The organism is Mycobacterium sp. pR1184 (genome assembly GCF_041287235.1).
Lineage (GTDB): Bacteria > Actinomycetota > Actinomycetes > Mycobacteriales > Mycobacteriaceae > Mycobacterium.
Map to the genome: position 1 here is coordinate 1 of NZ_JBGGKR010000017.1, position 15,559 is coordinate 15,559.

Here is a 15,559-nt window from a genome sequence, read left to right on the forward strand (position 1 = left end):
GCCGACGGACTGGCCGGCCGGCTCGCTGCCGGTCAGCGTGGCCGCCGCCACCCGGGGGTCGCGCAGGATGCGTTCGACGACGCTCGAGGACACCAGCAGCGTCTGGAAACAGCCCTCGGGGAAACCGCCGCGCGCGATCACGTCGGACAGATACAGCGCCGACTGCGGGACGTTGGAGGCGTGCTTGAGGATGCCGACGTTGCCCGCCATCAGCGCGGGTGCGGCGAACCGCACGGCCTGCCACAGCGGGAAGTTCCACGGCATGATGGCCAGCACCACGCCGAGCGGCTGATAACGGGTGTAAGCGCGCTTCGCGCCCACCGCCTTGGCGTCGGCCGGTTCGTCGGCGAGCAGCTGCTCGGCATTATCGGCGTAGTAGCGAAAGCCCTTGGCGCACTTGATGACTTCGGCCTTGGCCGATTTCAGGGTCTTGCCCATTTCCAGGGTCATCATGGCGCCGACCTCGTCGGCCTCGGCTTCCAGCAGGTCTGCGGTGGCGTTCGCCCACTCGGCACGCTGGGCGAAAGTGGTGTTGTGGCGGTAGTCGCGGAATCGCTCGTAGGCGCGGGCGATCGCCGCTTCGACTTCCTCGTCGGTTGCCGGGCTGAAGGTTTTGACTGTCTCGCCGGTAGCCGGGTTGACCGTGGCAATGGGCACGCTGACATCCTTCGCGTTTAAGGGTTGGCAATACGTCCAACATCTAGCCTGCCACTATCGTTCCCTCCAGGGAGGTGCCGGATGAGCAAAGCCGCCGAGCTGATGGTCAAGTGCCTGGAAAACGAGGGAGTATCCGTCGTGTTCGGGCTGCCGGGGGAGGAGAACATCCGCTTCGTGCAGGCGCTGGCGTCGTCGACCATCCGCTATGTGCTGACCCGCCACGAGCAGGCCGCGGCGTTTATGGCCGAGATGTACGGGCGTGTGACGGGCCGGGCGGCCGTGGTCTCGGCCACGTTGGGCCCGGGCGCGATCAACATGCAGCTCGGGGTGGCCGACGCCACCACGAACAGCACCCCGATGGTGGCGATCTCCGCGCAGGTCGGCCAGGACCGCCAATTCAAGGAGTCGCACCAGTATGTCGACTTGGTCTCGATGTTCGCCCCGATCACCCGCTGGGCCGACGGCGTGCCCACCGCACGTGCGATCCCGGAGATGTTCCGCAAGGCGTTCAAGGTCGCCGAGGCCGAACGCCCGGCCGCGGTCTACCTCGCGGTGCCCGAGCACATCGACGCCGACGAGACCGACTACGAGCTGAGCCCGCTGCCGCGCAACGTGGTGCGCGCCGAGGCGCCGGCTCCCGGCCAGATAGAACGCGCGGTCGACATCCTGCGCAGCGCCAAGCGGCCGGTGGTGCTGGCCGGGCACGGCGCCGCGCGCGCCGACGCCACCGCGGCATTGGTCCGGTTCTCCGAGGACTTCGGGATTCAGGTCGCCAACACCTTCCACGGCAAGGGCGTTATGCCCGACGATCACCCCAACGCCATCGGGACCATCGGGTTCATGCGCCACGACTACGTCAACTTCGGATTCGACAACGCCGACGTCGTGATCGCGGTCGGCTACGAACTGCAGGAATTCGACCCGGTCCGGATCAACCCGCAAGCCGACAAGAAGATCATCCATATTCATCGCTTCCCGGCCGAGGTCGACATGCACTACCCGGTCGACGTCGGGATCATCGGCGACATCAGTGCTTCGCTCAACGCCCTGACCGAGGCGCTGGCCGGTCACGGCATCGAACATGCCGACGAGGTACCCGGGTCAGGACTGCTTGCCGAGGAATTCGCTCGGGGACAACAGGATTCGCGGTACCCGCTGGCGCCTCAGCGAATCGTCGCCGACATTCGGGCCGCGCTGGGCCGCAGCGACGTCGTGCTCGTCGACACCGGTGCGACCAAGATGTGGATGGCCCGGCTCTACCCGACCTATGAGCGCAACACCTGTTTGGTTTCGAATGGCTTGTCCACCATGGCTTTTGCGCTGCCGGGAGCGTTGGGAGTCAAGCTGGCCCGGCCGGAGTCCAAGGTGCTCGCCGTGGTGGGTGACGGCGCCTTCTTGATGAACTCGCAGGAAATCGAGACCGCGGTGCGGGAGAAGATCCCGCTGGTGGTGTTGATCTGGGAGGACGGCGGCTACGGCCTGATCGAGTGGAAGATGGATCTCGAGCTCGGCAACCACTACTACGTGAAGTTCGGCAACCCCGACATCGTCAAGTACGCCGAAAGCTTTGGCGCCAAAGGGTATCGGGTCAACAGCGCCGCCGAGTTGTTGCCGACGCTACAGACCGCGCTCGCCGACGATGGGGTCTCGCTGATCGCCTGCCCGGTGGATTACTCCGAGAATCTGCGGCTGACCGACCGTCTCGGCGAGCTGGACGAAACGCTCTAAATCCTCTTCTCTGCGAATAATGTTGGGGGAAGTCATGATAGGTCTTCGCCCCGGGCGTATCGGCTGACGAAGTCCAATCCGGCATCGGCGACTTCGTATTTGTGATGAGTCGATGCGGGTGACGAGTCGACTCGTTTCAAGAGCCCGTCATTGACGGCGCGCAGCAGTGGGATCTCCAAACCGGCCTCGACGACGAAGGACTTCCGGCCGCTCTCGGCGATCTGGTCGAACAACCGTCGCTCCAAATCGGAGTAGCGACTGTTCAAGATCCCAAGGTTGCGCTTGTACGTGCGGATCGACTGCCGGGCGATACCTTTCCCTTGGCAGCTCGGGCATAACGCGATTAGGTTGTCGAACGAGTCGTCGCGGCGCTGCGTCTCAGACACGATGTGAGCTATCTCCGTCGTCGGATTCCGGCAGGTGGGGACGGCGCATCGATGAGCCGCCTCGACGAGGACTCTTCTCTTCACCTCTGGGTTTCCCTGAGCGGTCGTCGGAAATGCCGGCCCAACCCAGACTGCCCGGCGGGGGACCGGACCGGCCGGGACCCGAGGGGCGGGACTGGAGCGATGCGAAATCAATCCGATAACCCACGCGATAAGACCGACTGTTGTCATGAACACCCCATAATGCAGCCCCCACTGCCACCAGGGTGGGTTCTTCTCCTCGTCTGCGGCGCTGCTGGAGTACGCAACCGCCTGTGCCACAACGGGTGTCGTTGCGACTACGAGAGAAATCGGTACGAACGCTATGGTGGCCGCCGCCAAAGGCCCCAGTGCTTTCATCGCACTGGTGCCGAGGCTGCCAGGGCCTTCTCGTCCTCGACGGCGAAGGTGTCCTCGAGTTGCAGCGGCGAGTAGTCGAGGTCGATCTCTTCAAGCGGTCGGCCGCGGGCGCTGGATATGGTGCCAAACCGCCGAATTCCCCTGTCGGAGGCGTACTGTCGCGAATCCTCCATGTCCAGACCGAACGGGATGGGGTCGCCGAAAATCGCATACGCCTGCTCGGTGGCCTGCAGCACCAGCGGGATCAGCTCGTTCATCCGTGCCTCGAAGACGGCCCAGTTGGTGTCGTCGGCGGCGACGTGACGCCGGCAGGTGAAGGTGCCCCAGGCCATGTGCCGGCGCTCGTCGTCGCCGATGCGCCGGACCAGCTCCTGCATGCCGGGCAGAATGTTATGGCCGACACAGATGTGGTGCCAGGAGCGGTAGCCGGTCAGTGCCATCATGCCCTCGACTACGTGGTTGTAGGTGACGGACGCCCGGATCTGCGCGGCCGGCGAGGGGTCGGTTGCCAAGGCGCCCAGACTTTTTGGCAGCTCATCGTAGAAGATCTGCCGGTATGCGGATAGCGGTTCGAGGTAGTGGTGCAGATCGTCGGTCTCTCCCACGGCGTCGAGCCACAAACGGAACACCTGCGTGTGCCGGGCTTCCTCGTAGGCGAACTGCGTCAGGTACATTTCGTCGCCCAACCGGCCCTCGGCCCGCATGGCGGCCATGAACGGCTGAATGTCTTCGGTCACCGCCTCCTCGCCGGCGACGAACTGGGCGCACAACTGCATCGCAAGTAGGCGTTCCTCATCGGTCAGCCGTTCCCAGTCCTCGCGGTCACGGGAGAAATCGATGTCGGCGGGATTCCAGAACTTGGCATTGCCCCCGGCAAAGAGCCGCAACGGCAGGCTATCCCAGTTGAGCCCGCCCGCAGCCAGTGAGCCTGTGCCTGTGCGTTTCATCTGATCGTCCTCCTCGATCCGCGGAATGTGACCGCACTGATCCGATGGTGACGGCAATTCGGGCCCGAGGCCACACGCTGGCCAGAACGCGCATGAGTTAATACGTCCTACGCACGGCGCTGAACGCGAAGTTTCTCGAGGGCAGTCGCGACGACCGAATGCTGCGTATGTCGTACGAGCCGGTCGCCAGCGCCTTCAATTTCACCGCACTCAGCGGCGGTCCATGGCCGAGATGCTGGATCAGACTGCTACGCACTGCGGTTCGCTGGTGACGGGCTGTCCCTGTCCGACGTTGAGCATGACTGTGACGATCCTGCGCGCCGGAGCGACGAAATCCTATGTGGCGACCGGCCGCGTGCTGAAACTGGCGAGGACCAACGCCGTGCTGGGCGCCGACCTCGATGACGACACGGGCCGCCGAATTGCCACGATCACGGTGGTTTCCCAGCTCCTCACGGACCTGGGCAGAATTACCTGACCACGCTCACCCGGCAGGCGGCGAGGTCGTCTTCTGCAGCGTCATCGGCGAAACATAGCTACCCACCAGCGCGCGATGCCACCACACCCGATCGCGCCGCAACTCCGCCGGTGTGGTGAAGCGGTACTGGTAGAGCTGCGCTCGCACATACCGCGGCGGCGAATCGGGAAAAGGATTGTGCCGCAACAGCCGCAGCGTGGGCCGATCGTTGCGCAGCAGTCGTTGCAGGAAGGGTGTCAGCCATGGCTGGGCATAACCCGGCGAGATGGCGGCAAACCACATCAGCCAGTCCAGCCGCAAATGGTAGGGCGCCCACTGACGCGGCAACCGTCCCGGAGCGCCGGGTTTACCTTTGAACTCGTATTCCTTCCACACTGTCTGCGCGGTGAGCCGCGGTTCGTCGGTGCCCTCGATCACCACCTCGCGGCGGACGCGGCCGATGTTGCCGAAGGCGCCGTAGGTGTTCACCAAATGAAACGGGTTGAACGACATGTTCATTCGCTGACGCGGTGACAGCATGTTGCGCACCGGCCAGTAGGTCAGGAACAGCACCGCGCCGGCAAAGCCCACCACCAAGACGGCGAACCACAGCGGCGCGCCCGACGCGGCAAGATGTCGGGGGATCGGCACCAGCAGCGCGGCGGCCGAATCGCCGATGGCGCTGAACGCCAGCACGATCGTCAGCCAATTGAGCCAGGCGAAGTTGCCCGATGCCACCAGCCACAGCTGCGTCACCACGACGATCGCCGCAGCCACGCTGGCCACCGGTTGGGGCGCGAACAACCCGAACGGGACCACTAGCTGCGCGAAGTGGTTGCCCGCCACCTCGATTCGATGCAGCGGTTTGGGCAGGTGATGGAAGAACCAGCTCAGCGGACCCGGCATCGGCTGGGTTTCGTGGTGGTAGTAAAGGCAGGTCAAGTCGCGCCAGCATGCATCGCCGCGCATCTTGATCAACCCGGCGCCGAACTCGACCCGAAACAGCAGCAGGCGCACCATCCACAACGTCAGCACCGGCGGAGCGACGCGATCGTTGCCGAGGAAGATCATCAGGAATCCGCTTTCCAGCAACAGGGATTCCCAGCCGAACGAATACCACGCTTGCCCGACGTTGACGATCGAAAGGTAGAGCACCCACAGAGTCAGCCAGACCGACATCGCGGCCCAGAGCGGCAGCACGTCGGCCGCGCCGACGACGACAGCCGCCGACAGCGCGGCGCCGAGCCAGGACACCGAGGCGAACAGCCGATCGGAGTAGTGCAGCACAAAGATGCTGGGCGATCTCCACACCGACCGCCCCGCCAAAAATCGCGGCACCGGCAGGATTCCGTGCTCTCCGATCAGGACGCGGAACTGCAGCGCGGCGGCGATGAACGCGATCAGGTAGATGGCCGCTACGCCGCGCTCGAGCACGAACCTGCCCAACCAGTAGTCGGGGGCTGAAAACCAGTCCATGGCCACAACTCCTCGGACAGTGGCGGTCATACGATGACCGCGTATCCAGTCAACCAGGCGATAAACGGCTAGCCAACGCCGGAAACGTTATTCGTCGCGCGCCGGGTGCCCGCGATCCGGCATGGCGACCACCGAGGCGGCGAGCACCGCTAGCGAAATCAGCACCAGCAGTTGAACATTCGCCCAATGGCCGGAATACCCGTCGACCGACCGCCAGGGATGCCGCGACAGCGCCGCGCCGGCCAGAATGAGTCCGCCCGCACTGGCGGCGATGGTGATCCGATCGCGCAACCGCTCGCGCTGACGCAGCGCGTACCGCAGGCCGAGTGCGGCGCCGATCACGATGACCCCCGCCACGCCGGCGATCAGTGCCCCGGCCGCCAGCAGCGGCGCGGCGGCCCAGGGCCCGGGCGTCCAAGGCGGCGCCGGTGGGTCGTCGGACCGGACGCGCCGGCGCCACAACGCGAGCATGGCCAACAGCGGCAGCAACGCCAGGCCCGCGGCAAGTCCGACCCGATACAGCGAGTTGGACGCGAAGCTCAGCGTGATCGTGCCGGGATCTCCGGCAGGCACCACCCAGCCCTGCTGCCACCCGTTGACGGCCACCGGCGTCAACCGGGTCCCGGTGCTGGTGCGTGCCACCCAGCCGGGATTGATGCTTTCCGGAATGACCAGCACCCGGGAGACGGACGACGCCGGGGCCCGGACTTCGCGGCGGTCCGGTCCCCACGCCCCCGTCACGGCCGGCACCGTCGAAACCCGCGTGGGACTGGATGTTTCGGCGGTCGAGAGTTGTGCACCGTCGACGACGAACTGGGCACCGGGACTGATCAACAATTCCTGTTGCCCGGCCGGCAACGCGATCGGATTGGGATCGCAGGTGCTCACCGGTGTCGGCTCGCCGTTGCGCAGCGCTTGCGCCGTGGTCCGGATCGAGGTGTGCACGAACCGGCCGGCGACCGCGATGACCGGGCCATGGTCGCAGTCGACGACGATCTCGCGTGACCGGTTGCGTGCCGCGTCGGCGGGGGCGATCGGATTGCCGTCGGCGCCCAGCGCCGCGACCTCGGCCAGCCCCGGCGGCTTGAGCTGGTCGAAGCCCAGCGCGTTGCGGTCGATGACGTCTTGCCAGTCCAGCAGGCTGACGCTGACGGTGTCGGTCACCCGGGGCCGCAGCGCCAGGGTCTGGGCGGCCGCATCGTCGCTCGGCGTGATCTTGCGAACCTGCGGGCCGTCGCCGAGGTTGACGGCCACCACCGTGGGTTGAGCGGGCAACGTCGACCGACTCGGCACCAGCCGCAGTCCGGCGACCTCGGTCGGCCGCGGCAGCACCAGCGTCAACGTCGGCGCGCTGCGGTGTTGCACCACGCGCTGCGGCGCCGTCCAGGCGGTCGCCGGATCGCCGTCGGTAGCCGCATAAGCCGAACCCAGGATGTCCACTGTGTCTGAATCACCTTGGGCCCGAGTGGTATTCGGCTCAGCGATCAAGTCGGCCAAGTGGGGGCCTTGCCGGGGCCGCACCCACAACCGCGGGGTCACCGACACCGGCGCCGCAACGGTCAGGGTGCGGCTGAAATTGACCGGCTCCTCCGGAGCCAGCGCCATCGACGGCGCACAGCGCACGCTGTCGTCCGCCGCGGCACAGCCCGGCCGGCCGAGCAGTTCGGTGCCCAGGTCCCAGCCGGTGATCGCCGAGCCCGGCGGCGGACCGGGCACTCGCACGGTATGGCGCAGGTCGACCGGGTGCGCGAAACCGGAGGCGTCGTACTGGGTGATCGACAGGTCGGTGATGCCGAACTGCACGCCGCTGGATCCGTCGTCGGTGCCGGCGGCGGTGATCCGCACCCACGGGGTTTCGCCGTAGGGCAGGGCCGCGGTGAGCGGTTTGCCGGGCTGATCGAAGCGCAGCGTGGTGCTGCCGGTGGCGGTGTCGATCACGATGCGACGGACCTGGGAACCCACCGCGGTCGCGCTGGGTGTGAGGGTGAGCGCCGCGTTGGTCACCGGGTGGTCGAAGTTCACCTGCATCCACTGCCCGACCGCGGCTTGCAGGGCATTGGTCACCCACGCGGTTGCCGGATCGCCGTCGATCGCGGCGGCCGGCGAGGTCGCCGGAGCCACGTCGGGCATGGCGGTCGAATCCGACGACGAACTCGAGACCGTGATCCGGCCGCCGTTCCACCCGCCGAGTACCGGTTCGGCGCCCGGGACCGGGTAGTCGGGCACCCTGTTGAAGGTGTGCCGGCTGTCGCCGTCGGCGCGGATCGCCGACGAGTGTTCGTCGACGCGGCCGTAGTCGGTTTCCCGCGCCGTCGGGGTATCCGTCACGGTCACGACGGGTGCGGGCAGGTCGGCACCGCGAGCGTCGGTGGTCAGCAGCACCGGGCCCAGTGGCGGCTGGCCCAGCAGCCGGCGCCGTTCGTCGAGACGCAGCAGCACTTCGGGTCCGCCGTCGATGCGGGGCAACTGATCGACGTCGGCAAAGTAGGGCGCGCCGGGATTGCCGGCAGCGGCCACCTTATAGATCTCGACCGCCGGGTAGCGCGGCCGCAGCCCGCTGTCGGCGACGAACCCCGGCAACGTGCCGGGCCCGACCGGCTCGCCGAACTGTGCCGCTTTTTCCAGTCCCGGTGAGCCCACGATAGCGCGGTGCACCAGGATCGGGCGCGCCGAGCGCGACGCGTCGGGATCCAGGTCGTTGCGCACGACTACGTACGAAATGCCTTGGCGGGCAAGGGTATCGGCCAGACCGGCGGACGGGAGGCCGGAGGCGAACAGGCGTTGTACCGAGTCCAGCGCCCGGATGGTTTGGGGCGGGGTCAACGGGATGGAGTCGCGCACGCCCCACGGGCTGCTGCCGAGCACCTGCAGCGGCTCGTCGTGGGTGGTACCCCATATCTGCGTGGCGAACGGTGCACCCGGGACCACCAGCACCCGCCCGGGGGTCGGTGTCCCCGCGTTGTGGGCGCTGAGCCAGTCGGCGGCGTCGTGCCAGTAGCGGGGGATCGCGCTGAACGTGCCCGGCGGAGCCAGGCGCGCGGTCCACGCCAGCGAGGTGCTGACCATCAGCGCGGTCAGCACCACCACCGTCGCGGCGACGCGTTTATCGCGCTCGGGGTGGGCGAACGCGTGCAGCCACTGCGCCCTCGGCGCGCTGCCCGGTAGCGGCACCCGGCCCAGCAGCTGCGCGACGCCCAGCACGATCGGAATCCGGATGACCGACTCCAGCTTGTGCACGTTGCGCAGCGGTGCGCCCGCGGCATCCAGGAACAGCTGCACCTGGTGTGCCAACGGCGAGCCCAACCCGCCGCTATAGCCGACGGCCATCAGCACCACCCCGACCAGCAGCATCGTCACCAATCGTCCGCGGGCCGGCGTCGCCGGGCTGGCAAGCCCGGCCAACCCGGCCGCCGCGACCAGACAGGTCGCCAGGATGGCCGCCGATCCGGTCACCAGCGGCGCGCCCGCGGTCGCGGTCGGGGCCACGAACGGCGTCCAGCTGTCGGTACCGCGCAACATCTCGACCAGAGACGACCATTGCGTCGTCACCCCCGAGGATTCGATGAAGTCCAGAAACGGCGGGCTGACGTTACGCAGCAGCACCAGCGCGACGACCCACCACAGCGTCGCCAGCACCAGACTCAACAGCCACCATCCCGTGTAACGCCACCACACGCGATTCGGCCGATGACAGGCCCACCAGATCACTGCCGGCAGACAACCCGCCAGCGTGGCGATGGCGTTGACCGCGCCCATCAGCGCGACCGCCAGCCCCGCTTGGCCGGCCAGTGCCCGCACCGATCTGCCGCCCCGCAAAGCCAGGATCGTCGGCAGCAACACCCACGGCGCCAGCATGATCGGCAAGGTCTCCGACGAGATCGAGCCCAGAGTGGTCAGCACCCGCGGGCTCAGCGCGAAGGCGGCGGCGCCGATCAGACGCGAAGTCGGGCTGCCGATCCCCAGCGCCTCGGCGACCCGCAGCAAGCCCCAGAAGCCAACCGTCAACAGCAATGCCCACCACAGTCGCTGGGTCATCCAGCCGGGCACGCCGAGCAAGTGGCCGATCGCGAAGAACGCGCCGTGCGGAAACAGATAGCCGTAGGCCTGATTCTGCGTCTGGCCGAACGGCAGCTCGCTGTTCCACAGATTGGTCGCGCGGGCCAGGAAGCGCAGCGGGTTGGCCGTCAGGTCCAGCTTGGTGTCCGGGGACACCTGCCCGGGGGATTGCGCGAACGTCAGCGCCAGGCAGATCGCGCCAACCAGCAACAGCCAGCGCCGCGAGAGGGGCGCGGCGGGCAAGCTCACGGCCGAGTCCGCCGCCGGCGGAGTACGCGCCGCCACTGAGCCCGATGGCGGCGACCCGCTGCGCGCGGCTACTTCCTGTAGTGACGACCCGCTGCGCCCGGCTACGCCGCGCTTGCGATCGCCACGGCCGCGCTTGCGATCGCCGCTAGCTACGGTTGCCGTACTCGACCCGGTTGAGCACTGACGACTGCGGATCGCCCCCGGGAAGTGGCGGCTTCGTGTCCTGCTGCACCATCAGGGTGACCCCGAAGATCGCGGCCGCGCCCAGCAACAAACCAACCACCACACTCGCGGCAGCGGGTGCAATGATCCGGTTCATCGGTCTCCTTGGGTTTCGCGGCGTCACGGAGGACTACCCAGAAGTCAACCTAGCAGAACGCCCGTCCCGGTCCGCGGACCGCGAGTCATGGCCATGGCACGCAATGGCCATGCCAACAGCGGGAGCCGTAGTTCACCAGATACGGTCCCGCGGGACTGGGGATGGCCGGCGCGCTTGGTACGGGCCCCATCCGATGGTCCTCGACGGTGAGCGTGACGCCGACGGTCGCGGCGGCACCGATCGTCAGCCCCGCCGCGATGCCGACGGCCGCGGCCAGCGCGAACCCGGGCATCGCTGGCTCCTCCCCTTGCCAGTCACAGGTCTGTGGCCAACCTAACCGGGACGGGATCGGAAATGCGTGACGACGGCCGCGAGTCGCGTCAGGGCTGCAATTCCGGCGGCAGTCCCGGTATCGGCGGGATCTGGTTCAAGCAGTCGTCCGGGTTGTCGCACGGTACGCAGTAACCGCCGATGCACCGGTCGCCGTAGTGCACGAGGTAGTGCCAGGACGGGTTGGACGGGGCTCGGGCCGGCACCACGGTGTGGTCTTCGGCGGCGAGCGTGACGCCGACGGTCGCGACGGCACCGATCGCCAAACCCGCAGCGATACCCGCCGCGGCCGCCAGCGTGAAGGCAGTCATCGCTGCCTCCTCCCTCCCCGTGCTGATGAGCCGTAGCTAACGTATCCCGGGTCCTCGGTCGACGCCCATGGAATTGGCCCAGTCGGGCGCGCATCGATGCGCACACCCGTCGTGACACCATGTCCCGATGCCATTTCCGCGCACTCTGGCCGTGCTGGCCGCCGCCACCGCTGTAGTGGCGGCGTGTGGACACGACACCGGCCGGCCCCCCGCATCCACCACGAGCAGCAAGGTGGTCGCCGCACCTCCGGCGCCACCGGTTTGCGGTGATCCCACGGCCAAGCTGTCGACCCGCGACAAGCTGGCCCAGCTGCTGATGGTCGGGGTGAAGAACGCCGACGACGCCCGCGCGGTGGTCAATGGCTACCACGTCGGCGGCATCTTCATCGGCAGCTGGACGGACCTGGACATCTTCAAGGGCCCACTGGCCGAGATCGCGGGCAACGCGGGGCCCCTGCCGCTGGCGGTCAGCGTCGACGAAGAAGGCGGCCGGGTATCGCGACTGAAATCGCTGATCGGTACCGCGCCCTCACCGCGGCAGCTGGCCCAGAGCCAAACCGTCGAGCAGGTCCGCGACCAGGCGGCCCAGCGCGGCAAGAAGATGCACGACCTGGGCATCACCGTCGACTTCGCGCCGGTGGTTGATGTCTCCGACGAGCCGGACGACGACGTGATCGGGAACCGCTCTTTCAGCAACGACCCGGCCGTCGTCACCGCTTACGCCGGGGCCTATGCGCAGGGCCTGCGCGACGCCGGAGTGCTGCCGGTGCTCAAACACTTCCCCGGCCACGGGCACGGTTCCGGGGATTCGCACAAGGGCGGTGTGGTCACCCCGCCGCTGAGCGATCTGCAAACCAGCGACCTGGTGCCGTATCGGACGCTGATCACCGCGACACCGGTCGCTGTCATGGTGGGCCACCTGCAGGTTCCGGGGCTGACCGGCGACGACCCGGCCAGTTTGAGCCGGCCCGCGGTGCAATTGCTGCGCGACGGCATCGGCTACGGGGCTCCGCCCTTCAACGGGCCGGTGTTCAGCGACGACCTGTCCAGCATGGCCGCGATCTCCGATCGTTTCGGCGTTGCCGAAGCGGCGCTGCGGAGTTTGCAGGCGGGTATCGACGTCGCGCTGTGGGTCACCACCGACGAAGTCCCCGCGGTCCTGGACCGCCTCGAAAAGGCAGTATCCGCAGGCGAATTGGCGTTGCCAGGGGTGGACCAATCGCTGGTCCGGGTGGCGACGATGAAGGGACCCGCCCGGACGTGTGGACACTGAACGGCCGCTCGGTCGTTACCCTGGAGTCAGATTGACAGAGCCCGAAGGGCTTGAAAGGGCGCAGCGATGGCAGGTGGTACCAAGCGGCTACCGCGTGCTGTCCGGGAACAGCAAATGCTCGACGCCGCCGTGCAGATGTTCTCGGTCAACGGCTACCACGAGACGTCGATGGACACCATCGCCGCCGCGGCCGAGATTTCCAAGCCGATGCTCTACCTGTACTACGGCTCCAAAGAGGATCTGTTCGGCGCCTGCCTGAATCGCGAGATGACCCGGTTCATCGAGGCGGTGCGCGCCGACATCGACTTCACGCAAAGCCCGAGGGACTTGCTGCGCAACACCATCGGCTCGTTCCTGCGCTACATCGACGCCAACCGGGCGTCCTGGATCGTGATGTACACCCAGGCCATCAGCTCGCAGGCGTTCGCCCACACCGTGCGCGAGGGACGTGAACAGATCATCGAGCTGGTGGCCGGGCTGGTACGGGAAAACAGTCGCACGCCGCGCACCGACGCCGAGCACCAGATGATGGCCGTCGCGCTGGTGGGTGCCGGCGAGGCGATGGCCAATCGGCTGTCCACGGGCGACATCGACGTCGACGAGGCGGCCGAGCTGATGATCGACCTGTTCTGGCACGGCCTTCGGGGCGTGCCGGTGGATCAGGACATCAGCGCCTCAACACGCAACGCGGGCTAGATTCGTGCAGTGCCCCGCGTGCGCGCCTGGACATCGGGCCGCAATGTCGACTTCTTCTGCGCCGTCGTCATTGTGGGGCTGTTGGCCGGGGTCGCCGGCCTGTCGACGACGTTTGTGCTGCGCTTTGTTCAGCACCTGACCTACAACTACAGTTTCGGCACCCTGTTGGTCGGGGTCGCCGGCAGCAGCCCGGTGCGCCGCGCGCTGGGGCCGATGGTCGGCGCGTCGCTGGCCGGGCTGGGCTGGTGGATTTTGCGGCGCCGGGCGCAGGTGCCGCCGCTGGCCGGAACCATCGCCCGCCATGAGCCGATACCGCGGCTGTCATGGAGCATCGACGCGATGCTGCAGGTGCTGTTGGTCGGTTCCGGGGCGTCCCTGGGCCGGGAGGGTGCGCCGCGCCAATTCGCCGCGGCATTAGGCGATTTCGCGACGTGCTGGCTGCGGCGACTGTCCGGCCGGGACCGCGAGATCCTGCTGGCCTGCGCGGCCGGGGCCGGGTTGGGTGCGGTGTACGCCGTGCCGCTGGCCGGTGCGTTGTTCTCGGTGCGGATCATGCTCAACACCTGGCATCCGCGGGCGCTGGGCGCGGCATGTCTGACCTCCAGCCTGGCCGTCGCGATCGGCTCGGCCATCACCCGCGATCAGCCCAACCTTGCCTGGCCGATCGGGGAGTCCACCTACCTGCTGACCGCACACGGCTTGTTGCTGGCGCCGTTCGCTCTCGCGGTGGGGCTGGCGTTTAACCGGCTGATGTCGGCCGCGCGCCCCGCCCGCCAGATCCGCAGCTGGGTGCTGATCCCCGCGCTCGCCGGCGCCGGGCTGGTGATGGGTATCTGCTCGCATTGGTGGCCCGAGCTGCCCGGCAACGGCCGCAGCATCCTGACCGTCAGCCTGGCCAGCGGCCTGACGCTGACCGCGGCGACCGCGATCCTGGTGTTGAAGCCGTTGCTGACCGCCCTGTTCCTGCGGGCCGGGGGTGCCGGCGGGATGCTCACGCCGTCGCTGGCCACCGGCGCCGCGACCGGCACGGCGCTGGTGCTGACCATCAATTGGCTGACCGGAACGCATTTGCATGTGCCGGCCGTCTCGCTGGCCGGCGGCGCCGGGGTGCTCGCGGTCACCCAGGGCTCGCCGATCTGGGCCGCGATCTTCGTCTGGGAGCTGGCCCGGCCGCCGCTGTGGCTGTTCGGAGTTTTCCTGCTGACCGCGACCGGCGCCCACGGCCTCAAAAAACTGCTGAGCGTGCGCGCGCAGAAGCAGGACGAACGCGCCGGCTGAGCCGGGACGGCTTTCGTCGTCGAAAGTGCGTCTAGGGCGCCCTGGGCGCACAGTCACCGCCATGAGCGCACACTCGACGTTGACGACGACGACGAACGTCCCGGCTGATCCGGTCGCTACAGCGCCCGGACGGTTCCGGTCAAATGCGGATAACCCTTGGCGATGTTGCGCAGGGCGAGCTCCCAGCTGCCCCGGTCGTTTTCCTCGATGTAGAGGCCCATGGTCGCGGGCAGGATCACCGGCTTGCCGAACCGCACCGAGTACCTCACCGCGTCGGGTATCCGGGCCTCGATATTAGCTAATACCGCTGCGGCGCTGAACATTCCGTGCGCAATAACGGTCGGGAATCCGAATAGCTTGGCGGCGATCGGGTTGGTGTGGATGGGGTTGTGGTCACCGCCGATGACGGCGTAGCGGCGGATTTGGCCGGGCGTGATCCGCAGCAGCGCAGGCGGTGGCGGCAGCTTCGGCTGCTTCTGCGGCGGGGGCTTGGGTTCGTCGGACAAGCTGGTGCGCTGCTGATGCAGGAAGGTCGTCACCTGATGCCATGCGGTTTCGTTGCCGACATGTACGTCGGTCACCAGGTCGACAAGCAGTCCCTTGCGGTGCTCACGCAGATTCTCGGCGTGCACCCGCACCCCGACGGTGTCGGTGACCGCGATTGGCCGGTACTGCGTGATGTGGTTCTCGGTGTGCACCGAACCCATTGCGGCGAAAGGGAAGTCAAAACCCGTCACCAGCGACATCAGTGCCGGGAAGGTCAGCGCGAACGGGTAGGTGAGCGGCACGTTGTTGCCATAGCGCAGACCCGTGATCGCGGCGTACTCGGCCACGTTCGTCTGGTCGATCGGCAGTTCCTCGACGGTCACCGTGCGGCTGGGCAGCTGATCCGTCCGGGACACCAGGGGCAGCGCCCCGGCCGCTGCTCGCAGCATGTTCCGCAGGCCGCTTGGCTGATTCATTCGTGTCTCCTTGAGCTTCGGCTGAACTGTCCGCT

14 protein-coding genes are annotated in these 15,559 nt (G+C 67.5%); 5 read left to right on the forward strand and 9 right to left on the reverse strand.

The features are described from left to right. A partial coding sequence (locus tag ACAG21_RS24665) for an aldehyde dehydrogenase family protein (protein WP_370498887.1) occupies positions 1 to 657 on the reverse strand: 657 nt, incomplete at its 3' end. Positions 658 to 738: 81 nt separating this feature from the next. On the opposite strand from ACAG21_RS24665, the gene ACAG21_RS24670 reads away from it, so the two are divergent. Then, entirely contained in the window at positions 739 to 2,385 is a 1,647-nt protein-coding gene (locus ACAG21_RS24670) for an acetolactate synthase large subunit (protein WP_370498888.1), read from the forward strand. Between the two features lie 32 nt (positions 2,386 to 2,417). Here the strand turns inward: ACAG21_RS24670 and ACAG21_RS24675 are convergent, their stop codons facing one another. Next, a complete protein-coding gene (locus tag ACAG21_RS24675) occupies positions 2,418 to 3,170 on the reverse strand; it encodes an HNH endonuclease signature motif containing protein (RefSeq protein WP_370498889.1) in 753 nt (250 codons plus the stop codon). Next, positions 3,167 to 4,117 (reverse strand): R2-like ligand-binding oxidase, encoded by a 951-nt coding sequence (locus ACAG21_RS24680; protein WP_370498890.1) that lies wholly within the window; start codon positions 4,115 to 4,117, stop codon positions 3,167 to 3,169. Before ACAG21_RS24680 ends, ACAG21_RS24675 begins: the two co-directional genes overlap by 4 nt. Positions 4,118 to 4,340: 223 nt before the next feature. Here ACAG21_RS24680 and ACAG21_RS24685 point away from each other — a divergent pair, with 223 nt between their 5' ends. After that, on the forward strand, positions 4,341 to 4,595 hold the full coding sequence (locus ACAG21_RS24685; RefSeq protein WP_370498891.1) for a hypothetical protein: 255 nt from the start codon (positions 4,341 to 4,343) through the stop codon (positions 4,593 to 4,595). Between the two features lie 6 nt (positions 4,596 to 4,601). On the opposite strand, the gene ACAG21_RS24690 is transcribed toward ACAG21_RS24685, so the two are convergent. The 5 genes from ACAG21_RS24690 to ACAG21_RS24710 form a co-directional block, all read right to left on the reverse strand. Then, positions 4,602 to 6,050 (reverse strand): lipase maturation factor family protein, encoded by a 1,449-nt coding sequence (locus tag ACAG21_RS24690; protein WP_370498892.1) that lies wholly within the window; start codon positions 6,048 to 6,050, stop codon positions 4,602 to 4,604. A gap of 87 nt (positions 6,051 to 6,137) precedes the next feature. Continuing rightward, the gene (locus tag ACAG21_RS24695; protein WP_370498994.1) at positions 6,138 to 10,349 is read right to left on the reverse strand and encodes an alpha-(1->3)-arabinofuranosyltransferase family protein; all 4,212 of its coding nucleotides are present in this window, start codon (positions 10,347 to 10,349) and stop codon (positions 6,138 to 6,140) included. A gap of 151 nt (positions 10,350 to 10,500) precedes the next feature. Continuing rightward, positions 10,501 to 10,674 (reverse strand): DUF2613 domain-containing protein, encoded by a 174-nt coding sequence (locus ACAG21_RS24700; RefSeq protein ID WP_066947240.1) that lies wholly within the window; start codon positions 10,672 to 10,674, stop codon positions 10,501 to 10,503. An 85-nt stretch (positions 10,675 to 10,759) separates the two neighbouring features. Next, positions 10,760 to 10,966, reverse strand: a complete 207-nt coding sequence (locus ACAG21_RS24705; RefSeq protein WP_370498893.1) for a DUF2613 family protein — start codon at positions 10,964 to 10,966, stop codon at positions 10,760 to 10,762. A gap of 88 nt (positions 10,967 to 11,054) precedes the next feature. After that, entirely contained in the window at positions 11,055 to 11,315 is a 261-nt protein-coding gene (locus ACAG21_RS24710; protein WP_370498894.1) for a DUF2613 family protein, read from the reverse strand. Positions 11,316 to 11,442: 127 nt separating this feature from the next. On the opposite strand from ACAG21_RS24710, the gene ACAG21_RS24715 reads away from it, so the two are divergent. The 3 genes from ACAG21_RS24715 (at position 11,443) to ACAG21_RS24725 (ending at position 14,562) form a co-directional block, all read left to right on the forward strand. Next, a complete protein-coding gene (locus ACAG21_RS24715) occupies positions 11,443 to 12,588 on the forward strand; it encodes a glycoside hydrolase family 3 N-terminal domain-containing protein (protein ID WP_370498895.1) in 1,146 nt (381 codons plus the stop codon). A 66-nt stretch (positions 12,589 to 12,654) separates the two neighbouring features. After that, positions 12,655 to 13,284, forward strand: a complete 630-nt coding sequence (locus tag ACAG21_RS24720) for a TetR/AcrR family transcriptional regulator (RefSeq protein WP_370498896.1) — start codon at positions 12,655 to 12,657, stop codon at positions 13,282 to 13,284. An 18-nt stretch (positions 13,285 to 13,302) separates the two neighbouring features. Continuing rightward, complete coding sequence (locus ACAG21_RS24725) at positions 13,303 to 14,562, forward strand: chloride channel protein (protein WP_370498995.1); 1,260 nt, start codon at positions 13,303 to 13,305, stop codon at positions 14,560 to 14,562. Between the two features lie 116 nt (positions 14,563 to 14,678). On the opposite strand, the gene ACAG21_RS24730 is transcribed toward ACAG21_RS24725, so the two are convergent. Continuing rightward, entirely contained in the window at positions 14,679 to 15,524 is an 846-nt protein-coding gene (locus tag ACAG21_RS24730) for a MaoC/PaaZ C-terminal domain-containing protein (RefSeq protein WP_370498897.1), read from the reverse strand. Positions 15,525 to 15,559: the final 35 nt, after the last annotated feature.

Bases quoted from the DNA above. Each gene is read 5' to 3' on its own strand.
- ACAG21_RS24670 (WP_370498888.1), top strand. From the start codon at position 739: ATGAGCAAAGCCGCCGAGCTGATGGTCAAGTGCCTGGAAAACGAGGGA.
- ACAG21_RS24675 (WP_370498889.1), bottom strand. From the start codon at position 3,170: ATGAAAGCACTGGGGCCTTTGGCGGCGGCCACCATAGCGTTCGTACCG.
- ACAG21_RS24680 (WP_370498890.1), bottom strand. From the start codon at position 4,117: ATGAAACGCACAGGCACAGGCTCACTGGCTGCGGGCGGGCTCAACTGG.
- ACAG21_RS24685 (WP_370498891.1), top strand. From the start codon at position 4,341: ATGGCCGAGATGCTGGATCAGACTGCTACGCACTGCGGTTCGCTGGTG.
- ACAG21_RS24690 (WP_370498892.1), bottom strand. From the start codon at position 6,050: ATGGACTGGTTTTCAGCCCCCGACTACTGGTTGGGCAGGTTCGTGCTC.
- ACAG21_RS24700 (WP_066947240.1), bottom strand. From the start codon at position 10,674: ATGAACCGGATCATTGCACCCGCTGCCGCGAGTGTGGTGGTTGGTTTG.
- ACAG21_RS24705 (WP_370498893.1), bottom strand. From the start codon at position 10,966: ATGCCCGGGTTCGCGCTGGCCGCGGCCGTCGGCATCGCGGCGGGGCTG.
- ACAG21_RS24710 (WP_370498894.1), bottom strand. From the start codon at position 11,315: ATGACTGCCTTCACGCTGGCGGCCGCGGCGGGTATCGCTGCGGGTTTG.
- ACAG21_RS24715 (WP_370498895.1), top strand. From the start codon at position 11,443: ATGCCATTTCCGCGCACTCTGGCCGTGCTGGCCGCCGCCACCGCTGTA.
- ACAG21_RS24720 (WP_370498896.1), top strand. From the start codon at position 12,655: ATGGCAGGTGGTACCAAGCGGCTACCGCGTGCTGTCCGGGAACAGCAA.
- ACAG21_RS24730 (WP_370498897.1), bottom strand. From the start codon at position 15,524: ATGAATCAGCCAAGCGGCCTGCGGAACATGCTGCGAGCAGCGGCCGGG.